Raw genomic sequence first — 17,819 nt, 5'->3', positions numbered from 1 at the left:
AAAAAGCAAAGAACCCAAATGGTCTAAGAACAAGAAGTTCGTTATGACTGTCATGGGAGTTGTACTAACCATTCTGATGATTTTGGCCATTATCAGGGCCATTATCAAATACTACCGCCTGGTCACACAATAATATCGGCATGTTAAACAAGATTATTGACTTCTCTATAAAGAATAAACTGGTCATCGGGATATTCACTCTTGCATTAATTATCTGGGGTGTCTTCTCGCTGAAAAAATTACCTATTGATGCAGTTCCTGACATTACCAATAATCAGGTACAAATCATTACCGTTAGTCCGTCTCTTGCTTCGCAGGAAGTAGAGCAATTGATTTCCTATCCGGTTGAACAAACCATGTCCACCATTCCCGAAATTCAGGAGGTCCGTTCTATTTCCCGGTTCGGTCTTTCCGTAGTGACGGTTATCTTTCACGATGATGCAAACATCTATTGGGCACGGCAACAGGTAGCGGAACGCTTGCCGGAAGCCCGTAACGCCATTCCGCAGGGAGCCGGTGAGCCGGAAATGTCGCCTATTTCAACAGGTTTGGGCGAAATATATCAATATGTTGTCCACCCGAAAAAGGGTTATGAAAACAAATATGATGCAACCGCATTGCGCACCCTGCAAGACTGGATTGTGCGCAGGCAGTTACTCGGCACACCGGGCATTGCGGAAGTCAACAGCTTCGGCGGCTTTTTAAAGCAATATGAAATTGCGCTGAACATCAACCAAACCCGGAGCTATAACATTTCCATCTCGGACATCTTCACGGCCTTGGAGAAAAACAACCAAAATACCGGCGGCTCCTATATCGACAAGAAACCAAACGCTTATTTTATCCGCAGCGAAGGCTTGATAACTAATCTCGGCGACATAGAACGCATCGTAGTAAAAAAGACAGAAACCGGATTTCCGATCACCATTCGTGACATTGCCCAGGTGCGTTTTGGTGCGGCTAACCGTTACGGCGCTTTGACCCGTGACGATAAAGAAGCTGTGGGCGGCATTGTGATGATGCTGAAAGGAAGCAACTCCAGCGAAGTGGTGCAGCGGGTAAAGGAGAAGATGGTACAAATTCAAAAATCCCTCCCCGAAGGCGTCGTGGTAGAACCTTTTTTGGATAGAAGCGAGTTTGTGAACAGGGCGATTGATACCGTAAAAAAGAACCTGTTAGAAGGGGCATTGATTGTCATTTTCGTCTTGGTGCTTTTCTTAGGTAACATTCGTTCGGGGCTTATTGTCGCTTCTGTTATTCCATTGGCAATGTTGTTTGCCATTTCACTGATGAACGTCTTTGGTGTTTCCGGTAATCTAATGAGCTTGGGTGCCATTGACTTTGGGTTGATTGTAGATGGAGCGGTGATTATTGTAGAAGCCACCATGCACCATTTAGCCAACCGGCGAGAGGGTAAAATTGCCCAACCCGAAATGGATGAAGAAGTCGGCGTTTCTGCAAAGAGAATGATGAACTCTGCGGCGTTTGGTCAAATCATCATCTTCATTGTTTACTTACCAATTCTTGCTTTGGTAGGTATAGAGGGCAAGATGTTCCGCCCAATGGCGCAAACGGTATCTTTTGCCATTTTGGGTGCCTTCCTGCTATCACTTACCTACGTGCCGATGGTTAGTGCGTTGTTCCTAAACAAAAACATCAAGCACAAAAAGAACTTTTCCGATAAGATGATGGACCGCATCCAACGCATGTACCTGCCACTTATAAAGGGTGCCTTGCGGTTCAGAAAATTAGTGGTGGTTATTGCCTTGGCTTTGCTTGGATTGGCGGCATTGGTATTTACTTTCTTGGGCGGTGAATTTTTGCCCACACTGGAAGAAGGTGATTTTGCCGTGGAAACACGTCTGCTTACGGGTAGCTCATTAAGCCAGACCATTGACAAAGTGGAACAGGCTTCCAACATTCTTCACAAGAAGTTCCCTGAAGTAAAAGAGGTTATCAGCAAAATCGGTGCATCGGAAATACCCACCGACCCGATGCCGATAGAAGCGGCGGACATCACCATCATTTTAAAACCAAAAGACGAATGGACAAGTGCGCATGGCCGTGAAGAATTGGCGGAAAAAATGCAAAAGGAATTGGAAGCCATTCCCGGTGTGAGTTTCGGTTTTTCCCAACCCATTCAGCTTCGTACCAACGAATTGATTTCGGGTGTGCGACAAGATGTAGGAATAAAAATATTTGGCGAGGATATGCAGGTGCTTTCCGAACTCTCCAAACGAATAGGTGCCATTGTGCCTACCGTACAAGGGGCTGAAGATTTGTATGTAGAGCAAGTGAGCGGGCTTCCGCAAATCTCTATCAAGTTAAACCGGGACAAAATAGCACAACACGGTTTGAACGTTTCCGACATTAACCAAGCCATTAACACGGCCTTTGCAGGTGGCAGTGCGGGTACAGTGTTTGAAGGTGAAAAGCGATTTGATTTGGTGGTGCGTTTGCAAGAGAGCGAACGGCAGAGCATTGAAGATGTAAAGAGGCTTTTTGTTACAGCAGCAGACGGCACCCAAATTCCGTTGGAGCAGGTGGCCGATGTGAGTTTGCAATTAGGCCCGAACCAAATACAACGTGAACAGGCACAGCGAAGAATTATTGTAGGCTTCAATGTACGGGGCCGTGACATTGCTTCGGTGGTGAAGGAAATGCAACAGAAGATTGACCAGAAAATTAAAATGCCTACGGGTTACTTCATTACCTACGGCGGACAGTTTAAAAACCTGGAAGAAGCCAATAAGCGATTGTCTATCGCTGTACCTGTTGCGCTTGGGTTAATTCTTTTGCTGCTCTATTTCACTTTCGGTTCGTTTAAATACTCTATTCTGATTTTCATGGCTATTCCCATGTCAGCTATTGGCGGTGTGTTTGCTTTGTGGTTACGTGGAATGCCTTTTAGCATTTCTGCCGGAGTAGGCTTCATCGCCCTTTTTGGTGTGGCTGTGTTAAACGGAATTGTGCTGATAACAGAATTTAATCGCTTAAAGAAAGAAGGCATGACAGACCTTACAAAAATCATTTTTACCGGCACTGCTGTGCGGTTGCGTCCTGTATTGATGACTGCAACAGTTGCCTCATTGGGCTTTTTGCCAATGGCATTGTCAACCGGTGCCGGTGGCGAAGTACAAAAACCATTGGCTACGGTTGTTATTGGTGGATTGTTAACCGCAACCCTTTTGACTTTAGTCGTACTGCCTGTGCTCTATACCTTCTTTGAAGGATTTGGAAAGAAGAAACAACAAAATCAAGACACAAACCATACGCCTTCCCCTTCCACAGTTCCAAAAGTGATTGGCCTATTGGTATTGCTATTGGGTGCAGGTTTTGTGAATGCTCAAACGCCTGCCGGTACAATAGATTTACAAACCGCTATAACCCGTTCATTGGGTACAAATCCAAACGTCCGGGTAGGCAACCTCGATGTACAATACCAGCAATCATTGCGGGCATCGGCAAGAGACATTGGGAAAACCAATATAAATCTCACCTATGGACAGTACAACAGTCCTGTACCCTATGACAACAATATCACCATCACGCAAAACATACCCAACCCGGTTTACCTGCGCAGGCTAACGGAATTGGCGGATGCCACAATTGATGCCAGCCGGTTACAGCTTAAAGTCTATCAAAACCAAATTAACTATCAGGTAAAAAGCCTCTACTACCGGCTCATTTATCGCAACGAGCAACGCAGGCTTGCCGATACCTTAATTAGTCTTTACGAAAGAGTATTGCGGGCGGCGGATATACGCTTCAAGTCAGGTGAAACCAATATTTTGGAGAAGTACAACGCCAATACGCAGTTACAGGAAGCTATCGCACAAAAGGAGCAGTTGAATGAACAATTAAGAACCGATTTACAACAACTCTCCCTCTTTACGGGAGATGCAGGAATTAACGGCATAACCGATACGCTTTTGCAGGAAAAGCCAATCACTTTAGCCCTGGACAGTGTACAGCTAAACAACAACCCGGAGCTGCAAGTTTTGCGCAGCCAAATTGTGATTGCGTCAAAAGAAATAAAAGTAGAAAGAAGCAAGCTGTTACCCGATTTTAGCATTGGTTATTTCAATCAATCTCTCGTAGGAACGTATGATGTTGATGGTGGACAGAAATACTACGGTGCCGGTAAGCGTTTCCAGGGGATTGAAGCAGGTATCAGCATCTCATTGTTTTCAAAACCCCAAAAGGCAAGGATACGTGCGGCGGAAGTGAACCAACAACGCCGGGAAGCCGAAGTGCAAGCCTTTTATTTTGGCTTGTCGCAAAGGGGCAGCCTCTTGCTTTCCGAGTTACGGCGACTTTCCATTCAGCTTGCTTACTACCGCAACACGGCGTTGCCGCAAGCCGAGCTTTTAATTCGCACATCGCAGCGAGCCTTTGAGGTTGGAGAAATGGATTACTACCAGCTATCGCAATCGCTCAACAACGCCAACAACGTTCGCCGCCAATACATAGAAATCATAAATCAATACAACCAATCCGCCATAGAACTGGAACTAATTCTTGGCCTTTAAACTAAAATGATGATGTATAAAATGTCGTATAAAGTAATCGTATTTGCAGCTTTGTTTTTCGCTGCCTGCTCTTCTAAACCCAAAGAAGAAAAAGCTCCCGTAGCAGAGGAGCACGACCCGAACGCAGTTGAGTTCACTCACGAACAATACAAAACAGTTGGTGTAGAATTAGGAAGCGTAACACCTACCAATTTGAGCAATTATATAAAAGCATCGGGCACGATTGATGTTCCGCCAAATGACTTAATCAGCGTGGCATCGCCTTACGGCGGCACCATACGCAGCACAACCGTGATAGAAGGCAAGTTTGTTCGTAAAGGAGACATGTTGGCCACCATTGAAAACCCAGAATTCGTGCAAATGCAACAGGAATTCCTGGAGAGCAGCAGCCAGCTGTCCTTCTTACGCCAGGACTTGACACGACAAGAAGAATTGGTGCGAGAAAACATTGCCGCCCGCAAATCGCTGCAACGGGCAAGCAGTGAATACAACAGCATGGTGGCACGGGTAAAGGGTTTAGAAGCAAGGCTTCGCATTGCCAACATCAACCCTTCCAGTGTCCGTTCCGGGAACTTCACTTCACGCATCTCTATCGTTGCGCCAACCAGCGGTTATATCACGCATGTTTATTCTAACGTAGGCAAATTCATTGGTGCAAATGAACTGCTGGCAGACATGGCTAACACCAATAACATTTTGGTTCGAGTGAAAGTATTTGAAAAGGATTTGCCGCAAATAAAAATGGGTCAAACCATTCGCTTTCGTGCAACAGGCGATAGCATAGAACGCAATGCCCAGGTGTTTTTGATTGGAAAGGACATCGATGCAGACCGCACCGTAGAAGTGCACGGAAAAATTACTACACCCGTAGCCACCTTGCTTCCCGGTATGTTTATCAACGCCATTATGGAAATAGGTACAGCTTCCACCCCCGCCTTGCCACAGGCAGCGGTAGTGCAATCGGGTGGCAAGAACTACATTTTTGTATTGGATGAGCAAAAAATGGAGGGAGGAACAAATGATAATATCGGAAAAAATGAAGCTGCCGGTGAGAAAGAAGAAAAGCATATTGTCTTTCGTCGAGTGGAAGTTGGTGTAACGGTAACGGAAAATGGATTTACTGCGGTTATCCTTCCAGACAATTTCGATATGAAAAGCAAGGTGGTTATCAAAGGAGCTTATGACCTGCTTTCCAAAATGAACAATTCAGAAGAGGAAGAAGGATAATCCATTGTTGTAACCATTTGTAACACTCCCACAAAAGCAAAAACTGCTGAAAGTAATGACGCCCTTGTTTCAAAAAATACTTCTTTTCTCGTTGATACCGGTTTTCACGATGATCATCGGCGGTGTCATTGCCATCGTTCGCAAGCCCAACGGAAATGTGAGAAGCCTTATCCTACACTTTGCGGCGGGTGTGGTCTTTTCAGTGGTTGCGGTAGAGTTGTTGCCGGATATTGTAAAAACCCACAAGCCACTACAACTTATCATCGGGTTTTCCCTGGGCTTTCTTGCAATGATTGGCATCAGAAAGTTCACAGAAGTAGAAGAAGATAAAACACTCACCGTGGTCAAGAATAAACTGCCAGCTAGTTTATTGATAGCCATTGCCGTTGACATTTTTATAGATGGTTTGCTTTTAGGAATAGGGTTTACGGCAGGCAGTACGGAAGGGATGTTGTTGGCCTTCGCTTTATCAGTCGAATTATTATCGCTGGGCATGGCAACGGCAACTGAATTAGGCGAAAATAATTTAAGCAAACAAAAATCGCTTGGATTGATTGCACTGCTTGCTCTGGTGTTTTTTATCAGCGCTGTGCTAGGTGCCACATTACTACATAACCTTTCGCACAACGCCTTGGAGATAGTGTTGTCGTTTGGCTTGTCGGCACTCTTGTTTTTAGTTACCGAAGAACTGCTGACGGAAGCACATGAAGAAAAGGAAACTGTGTGGCATACGTCTGCCTTCTTTGGTGGCTTTTTATTGTTTTTAGTCTTGGGTATGATTACCTAACAAATATTTTTTTTCACCCTTAAATCAAAATAAAATGGAACAACAGCAACCCGGTCATCACCATTCAGGGCACAAACACGAAGCATTAATCCAAACACTTTTGGAATGCGCAAGAGCCTGCGAAGAATGCGCTGCCGCCTGCCTTGATGAAAAAGACGTAACGCCGATGGCGCATTGCATTGAACTGGACAGGGATTGTGCGGAAATCTGCTACCTCGGCGCAAAGCTCTTGTTGCGTGATAGCGAAATCTCACACAAGTTTCTGGTGATTTGCGAAGAAGCCTGTCGTGAATGTGCTGAAGAATGCGGTATGCACGACCACGACCATTGCAAACGCTGCGCAGAAGCGTGTAGAAGATGCGAACAGGCTTGCCATGAACATCATGGTCAGCAGCAAATGAAGTAAGCCCCTTTTCTGCCACTAAGAACAAAATTTGCTACCCCGTGAATGACTTAGGGTGAAACCCTGCTTAACCGTTTCTATTACTGAAACATACTATGGTGGCAGGGTTTGCACCCGCCCATTTTAAAATAGAAAAAGTATGAAAGTTCTGCTTTGTATTTTTTGTGTGCTTTCGTTTTGCAGCGGGTATGCCCAAAATAAAATATTTTATTCATCCGATGATGTAATGAACACGGTTGAAGAAACACACAGCATTGATAAAGTAAGAATTCCGTGGGGACGATTAGGCAAATCTATTTTAGTAAAATACGCCGATGGCTGTGAAGCCTCTTTCGGTAAGAAAGAAATATGGGGTTTTGAAAAAGATGGCCGGAAGCTTCGTCTCTACGAAGGAGAGATTTTTGAAATCGTTGATAGCGGTGCAATTGTTCTTTACAAAACGTTCTCGCCACACCCGGTCTATTATTTCAGTGAGGATTTTAATGCGAATGTGGTCTTGCTGGCGACAGGAAAATTGAAAAAAGTTTTGAACGACCGGAAACTCGTTGAAGCCTATAAGCAGTTTAAAATCATAAGAGAAATACTATAAAGGAACGAAATGAAAAAAATACAGTTCAACTTAGCTGCTAAAGTCTTCATGCAATTTGCAATGTCGGGTGTGATACTCTTCGGTTGTTTCATTGCCGATGCACAAAAGGCCCCGGCAAACGCCTTTTTCTCTTTAGTAAATGTTGGGCACAAAACGAAGCACCAAGTATTATATACCGAAGGATGGGCAATGGTTTTCTACGGAGCCGATACGCTAATGGGAAATGCAGAATGTAACGGTAACACAGTTCTTTTAAAACACCAGGGCGATTCAGTGCAACAAAAGTTCATAATGGCTGACGAAAATCTCAAGGGAATGCAACTTTTCATTGATAGCTCTATCCTCTCGTTTGTGAAAATGGAAAACAGCACTAAACTTCATAGGCTATTGTTTGATGCCTATGGTTTGAAGATTTATGATGATGTTCTTTCTTCAAAAATTGACCCGGACAACATAAACTATAGTGAGCTTCTTTTTGCTTTTAACGGGAAAACGTATCCAGCAGTCACGTTCTGGACAACCAGTACCAAAAGAAGCATGATTGAAATTTTGAACAACATTTTCCGGCTTTCGTTGCAGCCGAAAGATTTTAAAAACAAAGAGGCAGTTATGGCTGCTTTATTGAGCTATGATCACAGAATTTTTTCACCCAAAAATTAACCGGCTTGTTTAGTCTCCTGGTCGGAATAGTAGCCCTTGGCCTAGTTCATGCTTTGATACCCAATCATTGGCTGCCTCTTGTTGCTGTAGCAAAAGCAGAAGGTTGGTCAAAGAAAGAGATAACCAAAGTAGCCTTTCTTTCCGCCCTGGCGCATGTGTCAGGTACGGTTTTGTTGGGCATTGTGCTGGGCAACGTTGGGCAAACGCTGGCACGTCGGTACGATGACTACGTGCACATTATTGCGCCGGTATTGCTCATTGTTTTCGGCCTTATCTATTTCACCATCAACCTGCCGCATCACCATCATTCTAAACAGGAAGACGTATCGGCTTACAAGAGATCAAAACGAAGATGGATTTTGATTTTTGTGGTGATGATGTTCTTGTCGCCTTGCCTGGAAGTGGAAAGTTTGTTTTTGTCAGCAGGAGCTTACGGAATGAACCATGTTTTTGCGATGGCTGTTGCCTATGCCATCGTTAGCATATCGGGAATAGTGGCCTTGGTGCTGTTGGCCTTTCAAGGGGTAAAACTCATGAATGCGCATTTTTTTGAGCACCACGAAAAGAGGCTAACCGGGGGCATACTAATTGGAGTAGGGATACTAAGTTTTTTTATACACTAAATACATTTTATGAGTGCAGAACATAATCATGAAGAAGCACCTGTTGTGCAAATGAAAACAAAGCAGGAACAAGAAGATCACGAACACGGCCACGATGCTGAAGAAGGTCACAGCCACGATGACGGGCACGACCACGATCATGACCACGGAGGCAGCGAACCAGCGGGTTGGAAAAGTCATTGGGATCTGCTGCTTGCTTTGGTGATACTCGTGACCATGATTGTTTTACGGTTTGGATTTCATTTTGTCCCAACTAAATGGGTGGACTTCGGCATTCACGCAGTAGCCTTCATTCTTGCCGGATGGCGGGTCTTAGACCTTGCCTTCCGCAAAGCCAAACGTGGCGACATTTTCAATGAGTTTGTCCTCATGAGTGTGGCAACGATTGGCGCTTTCTACATCGGTTCTTACAGCGAAGGCGTAGCGGTAATGGTTTTCTATTGCATCGGCGAATGGTTTCAGGATGCAGCGGTGGACAGGGCCAAAAGAAACATCAAAGCCTTGTTGGATATACGGCCCGATAAAGTAACCGTTGTTAGAAACGGGCAAACCCAGGTGATTGAACCGTCCGAAACACAATTAAATGAGACCATTCAAGTAAAGCCAGGTGAAAAAGTTGCATTGGACGGCGAGCTGCTTTCCGAAACGGCTTCGTTCAATACAGCCGCTTTAACTGGTGAAAGCAAGCCCGATACCAAATACAAGGGTGAAAGCATTCTGGCCGGTATGATTAACCTGAATACCGTTGCAGAAGTGAAAGTAACGGCTCTGTTTAAGGACAGTAAGTTGAGCAAGATTTTGGAAATGGTGCAGGATGCTACGGCCCGCAAATCGCAAACTCAACTGTTCATCTCCCGTTTTGCGAAAGTTTACACGCCGATTGTTTTTTTTCTGGCTTTAGCTGTAGCACTCGTTCCCTACTTTTTTGTACAAGACTATGTTTTCAATGTTTGGTTTTACCGGGCTTTGGTATTTCTGGTGATTAGTTGCCCTTGTGCTTTGGTGGTCTCTATCCCATTGGGCTATTTCGGCGGCATTGGGCTGGCTTCCCGCAACGGGATCCTGTTTAAAGGCGGCAACTTTTTGGATGTGATGACAAAAATTAATGCCGTCGTCATGGATAAAACAGGCACGTTAACCAAGGGTGTGTTTAACGTACAAAAAGTAGTTGCAAATGGTATTGATGAAAAAGACCTGATACGCATAACTGCTGCTTTGGAAAAGAACTCCACGCATCCTGTTGGGCAAGCCGTGGTAAAATACGCCGTTGATAAAATCGGCAATACAACAGCAACAAATGTAGAAGAAGTGGCCGGGCATGGATTAAAAGGCACAGTGGATGGTAAAGAAGTATTAGCGGGCAATTTAAAGCTGATGAAAAAATTTGGCGTTGACTATCCCGCCGAAACAGAAGGCATCGTTGACACCATTGTGGTAACGGCCATTGATAAAAAATTTGCCGGTTACATTACCATCGCGGACGAGATAAAAGAAGACGCTGTATCGGCTGTGAAAGCCATGCACGACCTTAATATTAAAACTGTCATGCTATCGGGAGACAAGCAGACCGTGGTGGATAATGTGGCAAAACAAATCGGTATTGACGAAGCCTATGGTGACTTACTGCCTGAAGGCAAAGTAGAAAAAGTACAAGGCTTGAAAAATGCGGGAAAGCACATAGCTTTTGTAGGCGACGGCGTGAACGATGCGCCTGTTGTGGCCTTGGCCGATGCCGGTATTGCAATGGGCGGATTAGGTAGCGATGCCACCATTGAAACCGCCGATGTAGTGATACAAAACGACCAGCCTTCCAAAATTGTTTCCGCTATCAGGATTGGAAAAATCACTCGCACCATTGTATGGCAGAATATTATTCTGGCAATGGCAATAAAAGTGGTTGTACTGATTTTGGGTGCTGGCGGTATAGCTACGCTTTGGGAAGCCGTCATAGCTGATGTGGGTGTGGCCCTGCTTGCCATTTTAAATGCGGTTCGTATTCAAAAAATCAAAGTGTGAGTGCCGAATGAAAGAACAACGCATTCAGCAATGGATAACGAATTTCAATGAGCAAATCGTTTTGGTAGAAACTGAGTTCAAATCGTCTTTCAAGCAAAGGCCATTGAAGGATTATTACCAAATTAAAGTACACGAGGACATAGGTTACATCAGCATAGAAATTTTGAACCGGCAGGATTTAAACACGGAAATTATTGATGCCATTACCGTGGCATTATTACGAGCCAAACCCCGTTTCAAATTACTTGATTGAAGACGCAGTATGTGCACTGTATATCGAAACATAATAATGAGCGAGGTTGTCGCTTTCAGTACGATGGGAGTTTATTTCGCTGGTGGCGGTAGCATTGATTTGTTTTCAATTCATTTAATTAAAGACTTGACTTATGAATTATGATGAACGATGGATAGACAATTTTTACGAGCAGGCAAAGGCGGTACAAATAGAGTTTGATGCCTTTCTGAAGAACAGGAAGCTGTCCGACTATTACCATTTTCACAGAGGTGAGAACGGACAATTAATTTCACTGCATTTTCCGCAGGCACATGGCCTACCGAAAGAAATTGAGAACGCACTACCGGAAGCTTTCATCAAATCCAAACCTGACCGATAAGAGGATACTTTTTTACTCACTAATAAACTGACAATTTTATGGGATTTCATCAGTACCACGAACCGCCGGAAGAACTATCAAAAGAGACCAGAACCTTTGCCCGTATGATTACCTCAGTGGTAGAGGAAGCTGAAGCCATCGGCTGGTACGAGCAGCGCATCTCCATCGAAACGGACGAAGAAGCCAAAGCCATTATGAAGAATGCACAGCAGGAAGAAATGAAACATTTTGGTATGGACTTGGAATTTTTGCTGCGGCGCAAACCCGAATGGCGGACTATTTTAAAAGCCGTGTTGTTTACCAAGGGAGATATTATCGAGAATGCGAAGAAGGGGGAAGAGAAGGCGGAAAAGTGATGAACATTATTCAAAAAACCTTTCTTCCACAAACTCACACATCAAATGCCCTAACAGAATATGACATTCCTGTATCCGTGGCGTATCAGATGATGGCACGTTTAACAAGTAGTCAGAATAATTTTTCAAAATGCCACCGCTGCTACCCGTATAGGCAATGGTAACAACGCCTTTCTCCTTTGCCGCTTCAAACGCCTTTACAATATTGGGCGAGTTGCCTGATGTGGAGAAGCCAATCAGCACATCGCCGGTCCGGGCCGTGCCCTTTATCATACGGGCATAGATGTCGTCAAAGCCGTAATCGTTGCCCACCGCTGTTAAGTAAGAGGTGTTGCAGTGCAAGGCTTCGGCAGGCAGCGAGAGCCGGTCTTTGTAAAACCGCCCGGTGAATTCGGCGGCAAGGTGTTGGGCATCGGCGGCGCTGCCACCGTTGCCACAGAAAAACAAACGCTTGTCGGCTTTGTAAGCGGCCACAATTACGTTCACTATTTTCTCCAGTGTGTCCAACAATCCCTCATCGGAAAGCAGGGTTGTTTTAACCGTAATGGAAGCGGCAATGAGGGCTTTAAATTGTTCTTTCATAAACACGAAAATAGGGTTTCAAAATTCGCATAAAAAAAACCTGGCAGTTCATATAGCCAGGTTACACGTTTTTTGCTTTAAGCTCACAGCTTGTTATCGTGGTGTTCTTTTTCCTGGTGGTGTTCAGGATGGTCGTGATGTTCTGGCTCGGCGTGTTGTTCCGGCTGATTGGGGTCAAAACCCGCATGATGTTCTTTATGCGGATGGTGCTCCTGCTCCTGATGATGCTCGGAATGCTGATGGCGTTCTTGACCGCCTTGCGTTCCTGCAGCGTTTCCCATACCCTGATTTTCAGTGCCTTGGGATTGGCTTTGATTTCTGTTCTCCATAATTGATAAGTTTAATAAAGCTGTAAAAAAAGCATGCCACACCTAATAATAAGACGGCAGGAGTATTATGAAAAAGTCAATCAAGTTAGAGTGACCGACAATTTCATACATAAAGTATTTGAGTATCGTCGTAATTTGTAATTGAGTCCTTGATAATTTTGTTACTACCTACATAACATATGGCGAGATCACGGCAAAGATCTAAACAAAAAAAGTATCAACCCGCAGTGCCTACAAAAGAGTTAAACTGGTCAAACGGAAAAAGTTTATCGCTGCTGATCATTTCCGGAATCTTTGTCCTTATTATTATCGTAATCGTTGTCGGGCTTATTCTACTTCGGTGATATCAGGTATTTGAGCAATGTAAACAATAACCCAGCAATTTTGAGACACTATTTTAGTCGAAATTTCTTTTGCAATGTCTTACAACAGCGTATTTGGAAGAACATTTATCGTGTCAAATCAAGGCATCCATTAAGTGAGTGTTTGCATATGGAAAACTTTTCGTGGAGTAAAAAATATTGAATAAACCAACATTGTCAAAACGTTGCAATCTGGTTAGAAAGGGTTAAAAAGGGTTAGAATGGGTTCCGATCCCTATCATTAATAGCCATCAAAAACTGGGTTTATAACCATCTAACTATTTAAGGCTACCCACTAACTCATTAAGCGAAGCAAAAGTCCGTGCTCGAAACCCAACATTTTCATTTAACATCAACGTGAATCCATCATCAGAATTTTTTGTAGGCCGATTGTCTTTAAGGATCCAAGTTCCACTGCTGATAAATGCTACTCGAATTTTAACAGGCATACCGTCAACACCCGATACACCTAAAAGTTTTGTTCTCATTGCATCAGTAAGTATATGACCTCCTTTGGGATCAATTGCCCAAAGGCATTTTTTAGCCCAAAGCAAAAAGTCAGGGTAGAATGTACTTGTTCCTGCACCTATTTCGGGAATTGGTATTCCGTATCCTGTTCGTGACGGATTGCGGCACCAGTTAAGCCCCAACTTATCAAGTGCTTCTGCAACTAAGACCTCAAAAGTATTAAGGCCATTGTATTCCGCATGTAGTGCGTTTTTATACTTGCGAACTTTATAGCGTTCTCTTTTTACTGCGTCATCCGTTTTAAAATCCGGCGAAACAAGCGTGAATGATGGCACTTCGTATTCTTCGTCAGCCTCGTACTCTAACCTAAACTCATCATTTAATTTCTGTTGTATTGTTGTCAACCTTTCACTTAATTGAATCATTGCCTCAGAGCCGAATTGCAACTTTTGTTTCAACTTAGGATTATCCTTAACAAAAGGGGAAAATGCCCAATTATTCTTTTGTGCAACTCGGTTATCTATAGCTGAAAGTCTATCCTGTAAATATCTCCAAACTTTAATGTCAGCATTTTCAGGTCGGTGTTCAACTTTTTGCAGCTTCCCGTCCTCCCTGTTCCGCTTCATATCAATTACCCTTGTTTGAATTTTTCCCGGTGCTTTTAAAGCTTCGTCATGAAAATGAGGAACAGCATTTGTGAGGATGCGATCAAGTCTGTCTATATCTTCTCCAAATGATTCTGCAACTATTGGAATTGTTACTGTTTTTTTTACTGGAACTTCTCTTGAAGATTTAGGTCTTGTCGAACTGCTGCTAACGGTGATGACTTCATATCCTTCTTGCTCAAGTTCGCTTTGCGTATCCTCAATTAGAGAGGCGAAATCTTCATCCGGCACATTGAAATAGAAGTATGCAGAATTTAAATCACCATCCTGAAAAGGAGTTGCATTAGGCTGACGAAGGAACCGTCCAATTTTTTGGGAAATATCGGTTGTTGATTTACCCACTCCATCCAGGTAAGCTACATATGCCCAAGGTTCATCCCAACCTTCTCTCAAAGAGAGGTTCCAAATAATGTGTGTATATCCTTCTGCCCGAAGATTTTCCGGCGATTTCTTTTGTTTATGTGTATCAATAAGCAAATTCCAATTCACATTCGGGTTTGCCTCAGCCAAATTTTTGTCGATACCGGATAGATGTACTGCGATTCGAGTTGGATCAACATGTAACTCCTGCGTTAATGTTTCCCAAACTTCTAATCCTGATAGTGTACTGTTTACTACACCACACCAAACCGGCGACTCATTTGGAGCCGCTTTGTTAAGTTTCTTTCTAAGCTCAATCCATTTATCATTAGACTCACGAACGGCATAACTCCTGGTCGTATTACAATCTACCAAGTAAAGTCGAGTCTTTAGTAGACCTTCTTTGACTACTTCTTTGGTATCTACTTTAACTGTTTGCAGTTCTAGAGCGGCCTCTTTTTCTTCTATCGTATCGCCGGGTAATAAGCTTTGCAGATCAGCATTTAGCGGTGAAGCCGATGCTAAAATAAATGCTCTTGGACTAAGCTCGGTAAGCAAATTAAATTGGGCATTGGTTGTTCCGTGGGCTTCGTCATAGACAACATATAAATCTCGTTGTCTAAGGTCTGGCCCTTTACTAGCAAGCATTTGCCAATAGCTCGTACCGTTTCTGATTTTATGCAAATTCAGTCCTTCCTTACTCTCATCATCTCTATTAAACAGTGCAACTGTGCCTAGTAAAATTGTGAGGCCAGTTGGATTATTTACTACGTTATCCCAGTCTGCGTCTGTTAATGTAGATAATATTTTAACCTCGGTATCACTTGGTAATAATTGAGCATAGGCCCCACCGGCACTAAGGTTAGTATGGGTTTGCGAAATGACAGCACCTCTATTTGTGGTCCAAAGAATTATTGCATCTCCGAGCCCACCTGTAGTAAGCGCTAACATTGGAGTTTTACCAGAGCCAGTAATCGCTTTTAAGCGACAAAGAAATGGAGATACTTCTCCTGTATTTCTATCAAAAACACGTCTAAATGGAGGCGCAGGAAACGTTGAAAGCATTTGGGTTAGTGCACCAGATGCTTTTAGTTGAAAAGCTTTTAAATTATCTCTTGTTAATTGCACTTCGATGGTATTAATTTTCGTCCTCTTCCTCTAGCAGATTTAATCTAGCCAACAGGGAATCAGGAATTTGTTGAAATTTATAAAGTTTATCATTTAATGGGGAAACGTTCGCAACTGCATAGATATAAACCGGCTTGGTGACACCTGCCTTTTCTGCCTCAGCCATAATCTTAGACCGAATTTCTTTTGTCAATGGCTTATGACCCCTGACATTTCCTTTTTCCCAAACTAAAGCAATACCATATCCCATTCTGGTTTTCCCAATCAAGTATTCATACCCATCCATCCTACAGTCTTGACGATTAGAATCTTCTTCTACGATTTGTAAAATTATATCGGCTAAATTCTCTCGATCTGAAGCCATCAACATCGCCCTGTCAATATCTTTTCTAGCTGAATAGAATGTAAATGCACCTGGAAGTTTCGGATGCGCCTTATTTTCTGCCCATTTACCGCTAATGACTCGGCGAATACGCTCCGCAGTAATGCGATTGGTGTATTCTGACTTAGGGACTTTTTTATTTGTTGGATCTCCACTTTCCACAATTACGAAGCGTCGTCGGCCACCATCCTCCGCATTCATAGCTAATACTGCATGCCCAGTAGTACCACTCCCCCCATATGGATCAAATATTTTCGCCTCTGGATCACGCCAGGTTACCAGATTAAATAGTTCTGCAAGCATTTCGTGATCCTTGGGATTTTCAAATATATTACCAAGCCCTAGCTGTTGAATTACTTCAACTGCTCGTTGTCCAACTTTTTGTATTACACTCGTTTGTACCTCAGTTTCTGCTTCGTGTAAATACTTTTTAAGACGTGGAACGCCAAGATGAGTTTCTTTGAACGAAATTCTACCCTCGTCAATTAATCTTTTCATATCTAAAGGGTCTGGATAGCGCCAACCGCCGGCAGGTTGCTTGACTGGCTTTTTTGTAACGGGATGGATTACATCGTAACGAGCTCCATTTCTTTCCGGTTTGCCCAAATCTCCATCATCATTAAACACCCCTTTTGAATCGACTTTACGAAAGCGATTCTTCCGAGCTGGATGGTCTTTTGGCAATGCTTTAAACCAATCATCGAGAGCAGTTTGAATTTTCAGTATGTCATCTCCATATAGAATCTTTGCTTCTGCGTAAGCAGTTAATATTTCGTCAGCACCATCTTTCCTTTTTCGCCATTTGCCCTTAGAATTCTCCCAAGCAGGCGTGACCGCCATTGCCTTCATTCTCAAATCCAGTGCGGACTTATCACGAGCCCACATCAGCATATATTCATGTCCTTCGGATATATAACTAGCACCGTTTTTCCTAGATCGTTCCCAGATAAGAGTAGCGAGCCTATTTTTTTCACCGAACATTTCCTCCATAAGCATCCACAAACGAGGTAGTTCATGTTCGTCAATGCTTATGATGATAACTCCAGTATGCTTCATTAATTTTCTAGCTGCCCATAGTCGTGGAGCCATGTGATTAATCCACTTAGTATGTTTCGAAGGATCATCTAATGACACTCCCTTTTCAACGTACCGTACGGCCTTTTTGAGTTTTTCTAGTTCTGCCTTGGAGAGATTGTAATTATCATTATAGGCGAATGTATCTGAACCGGTGTTATATGGCGGGTCCATATAAATTACATCAAAACCTGTTTTTGGACCTCCACGAAAATCAGTTAACAGGGAACGCATGACAGCCAAATTATCACCGTCAATTATTCTATGTTCCCCACCTTTTTTTTGGGGGAAACTCAGTTCTGGTACAATCTCAATTTTAACTGGCTGCACCTGCTCGGCAAGAAATCGATTTCTTCCTCGCCACATCAGAGCTGCATCGTTCGACCCTGTTTCAGAAATATGTGCAAATGCTTCACGAAGCCTTTTCTCCTCCTGCAAGTCCTCAACCATTTTAATTAACTCTTCCTTTTCCAATGTTCCGAGCAAAGGCAAGTTTCCGTTCTCTTTAAGTTTTGGCATACAATAAATCCTATGTTTACGAAAACCGTAAACGAGTTTGAAATTATCTTAACAATTAGGCAAAAGGTCAATTTTAACCCGTTTGATTTAAGTGCTGAAAGTTTATTTTGACAGCCAAAACGAGATTAACCTGCTAACGATTA

At 43.3% G+C, this 17,819-nt stretch carries 15 protein-coding genes; 11 read left to right on the top strand and 4 right to left on the bottom strand.

The window, feature by feature from the left end:
* The first annotated feature begins 140 nt into the window (after positions 1 to 140).
* The 11 genes from FSB75_RS12130 to FSB75_RS12080 all read left to right on the top strand — a co-directional run bounded on the left by FSB75_RS12130 (position 141) and on the right by FSB75_RS12080 (position 11,807).
* Positions 141 to 4,532: a CusA/CzcA family heavy metal efflux RND transporter gene (locus tag FSB75_RS12130; RefSeq protein ID WP_146787684.1), complete on the top strand. Its 4,392-nt coding sequence runs from the start codon at positions 141 to 143 to the stop codon at positions 4,530 to 4,532.
* A gap of 21 nt (positions 4,533 to 4,553) precedes the next feature.
* Positions 4,554 to 5,759: an efflux RND transporter periplasmic adaptor subunit gene (locus tag FSB75_RS12125; protein WP_172623131.1), complete on the top strand. Its 1,206-nt coding sequence runs from the start codon at positions 4,554 to 4,556 to the stop codon at positions 5,757 to 5,759.
* Between the two features lie 55 nt (positions 5,760 to 5,814).
* Positions 5,815 to 6,546: a ZIP family metal transporter gene (locus tag FSB75_RS12120; RefSeq protein WP_146787678.1), complete on the top strand. Its 732-nt coding sequence runs from the start codon at positions 5,815 to 5,817 to the stop codon at positions 6,544 to 6,546.
* A 34-nt stretch (positions 6,547 to 6,580) separates the two neighbouring features.
* Positions 6,581 to 6,952 (top strand): four-helix bundle copper-binding protein, encoded by a 372-nt coding sequence (locus FSB75_RS12115; protein ID WP_146787675.1) that lies wholly within the window; start codon positions 6,581 to 6,583, stop codon positions 6,950 to 6,952.
* A 136-nt stretch (positions 6,953 to 7,088) separates the two neighbouring features.
* On the top strand, positions 7,089 to 7,538 hold the full coding sequence (locus tag FSB75_RS12110) for a hypothetical protein (RefSeq protein ID WP_146787672.1): 450 nt from the start codon (positions 7,089 to 7,091) through the stop codon (positions 7,536 to 7,538).
* A 9-nt stretch (positions 7,539 to 7,547) separates the two neighbouring features.
* Entirely contained in the window at positions 7,548 to 8,198 is a 651-nt protein-coding gene (locus tag FSB75_RS12105) for a hypothetical protein (RefSeq protein ID WP_146787669.1), read from the top strand.
* A gap of 5 nt (positions 8,199 to 8,203) precedes the next feature.
* Positions 8,204 to 8,821: a hypothetical protein gene (locus FSB75_RS12100; protein ID WP_146787667.1), complete on the top strand. Its 618-nt coding sequence runs from the start codon at positions 8,204 to 8,206 to the stop codon at positions 8,819 to 8,821.
* Positions 8,822 to 8,830: 9 nt separating this feature from the next.
* The gene (locus FSB75_RS12095; protein ID WP_227990568.1) at positions 8,831 to 10,837 is read left to right on the top strand and encodes a heavy metal translocating P-type ATPase; all 2,007 of its coding nucleotides are present in this window, start codon (positions 8,831 to 8,833) and stop codon (positions 10,835 to 10,837) included.
* A gap of 7 nt (positions 10,838 to 10,844) precedes the next feature.
* The gene (locus tag FSB75_RS12090; RefSeq protein WP_146787663.1) at positions 10,845 to 11,090 is read left to right on the top strand and encodes a hypothetical protein; all 246 of its coding nucleotides are present in this window, start codon (positions 10,845 to 10,847) and stop codon (positions 11,088 to 11,090) included.
* A 133-nt stretch (positions 11,091 to 11,223) separates the two neighbouring features.
* The gene (locus FSB75_RS12085; protein ID WP_146787660.1) at positions 11,224 to 11,451 is read left to right on the top strand and encodes a hypothetical protein; all 228 of its coding nucleotides are present in this window, start codon (positions 11,224 to 11,226) and stop codon (positions 11,449 to 11,451) included.
* A 38-nt stretch (positions 11,452 to 11,489) separates the two neighbouring features.
* Positions 11,490 to 11,807, top strand: a complete 318-nt coding sequence (locus tag FSB75_RS12080; RefSeq protein ID WP_146787657.1) for a ferritin family protein — start codon at positions 11,490 to 11,492, stop codon at positions 11,805 to 11,807.
* 6 nt (positions 11,808 to 11,813) lie between these two features.
* Here FSB75_RS12080 and FSB75_RS12075 read toward each other — a convergent pair whose 3' ends face one another.
* From FSB75_RS12075 to FSB75_RS12060, 4 genes are all read right to left on the bottom strand, one after another.
* Positions 11,814 to 12,389, bottom strand: a complete 576-nt coding sequence (locus FSB75_RS12075) for a D-sedoheptulose-7-phosphate isomerase (protein ID WP_146787653.1) — start codon at positions 12,387 to 12,389, stop codon at positions 11,814 to 11,816.
* A gap of 83 nt (positions 12,390 to 12,472) precedes the next feature.
* Positions 12,473 to 12,718 (bottom strand): hypothetical protein, encoded by a 246-nt coding sequence (locus FSB75_RS12070; RefSeq protein WP_146787650.1) that lies wholly within the window; start codon positions 12,716 to 12,718, stop codon positions 12,473 to 12,475.
* Between the two features lie 640 nt (positions 12,719 to 13,358).
* Positions 13,359 to 15,701, bottom strand: a complete 2,343-nt coding sequence (locus FSB75_RS12065; protein WP_146787647.1) for a DEAD/DEAH box helicase — start codon at positions 15,699 to 15,701, stop codon at positions 13,359 to 13,361.
* A gap of 10 nt (positions 15,702 to 15,711) precedes the next feature.
* A complete protein-coding gene (locus FSB75_RS12060; RefSeq protein ID WP_146787644.1) occupies positions 15,712 to 17,676 on the bottom strand; it encodes a site-specific DNA-methyltransferase in 1,965 nt (654 codons plus the stop codon).
* Between the last annotated feature and the right edge of the window lie 143 nt (positions 17,677 to 17,819).

Source organism: Flavisolibacter ginsenosidimutans (assembly GCF_007970805.1).
Classification (GTDB): domain Bacteria; phylum Bacteroidota; class Bacteroidia; order Chitinophagales; family Chitinophagaceae; genus Flavisolibacter; species Flavisolibacter ginsenosidimutans.
This window is presented reverse-complemented; position numbering and strand designations above follow the sequence as displayed.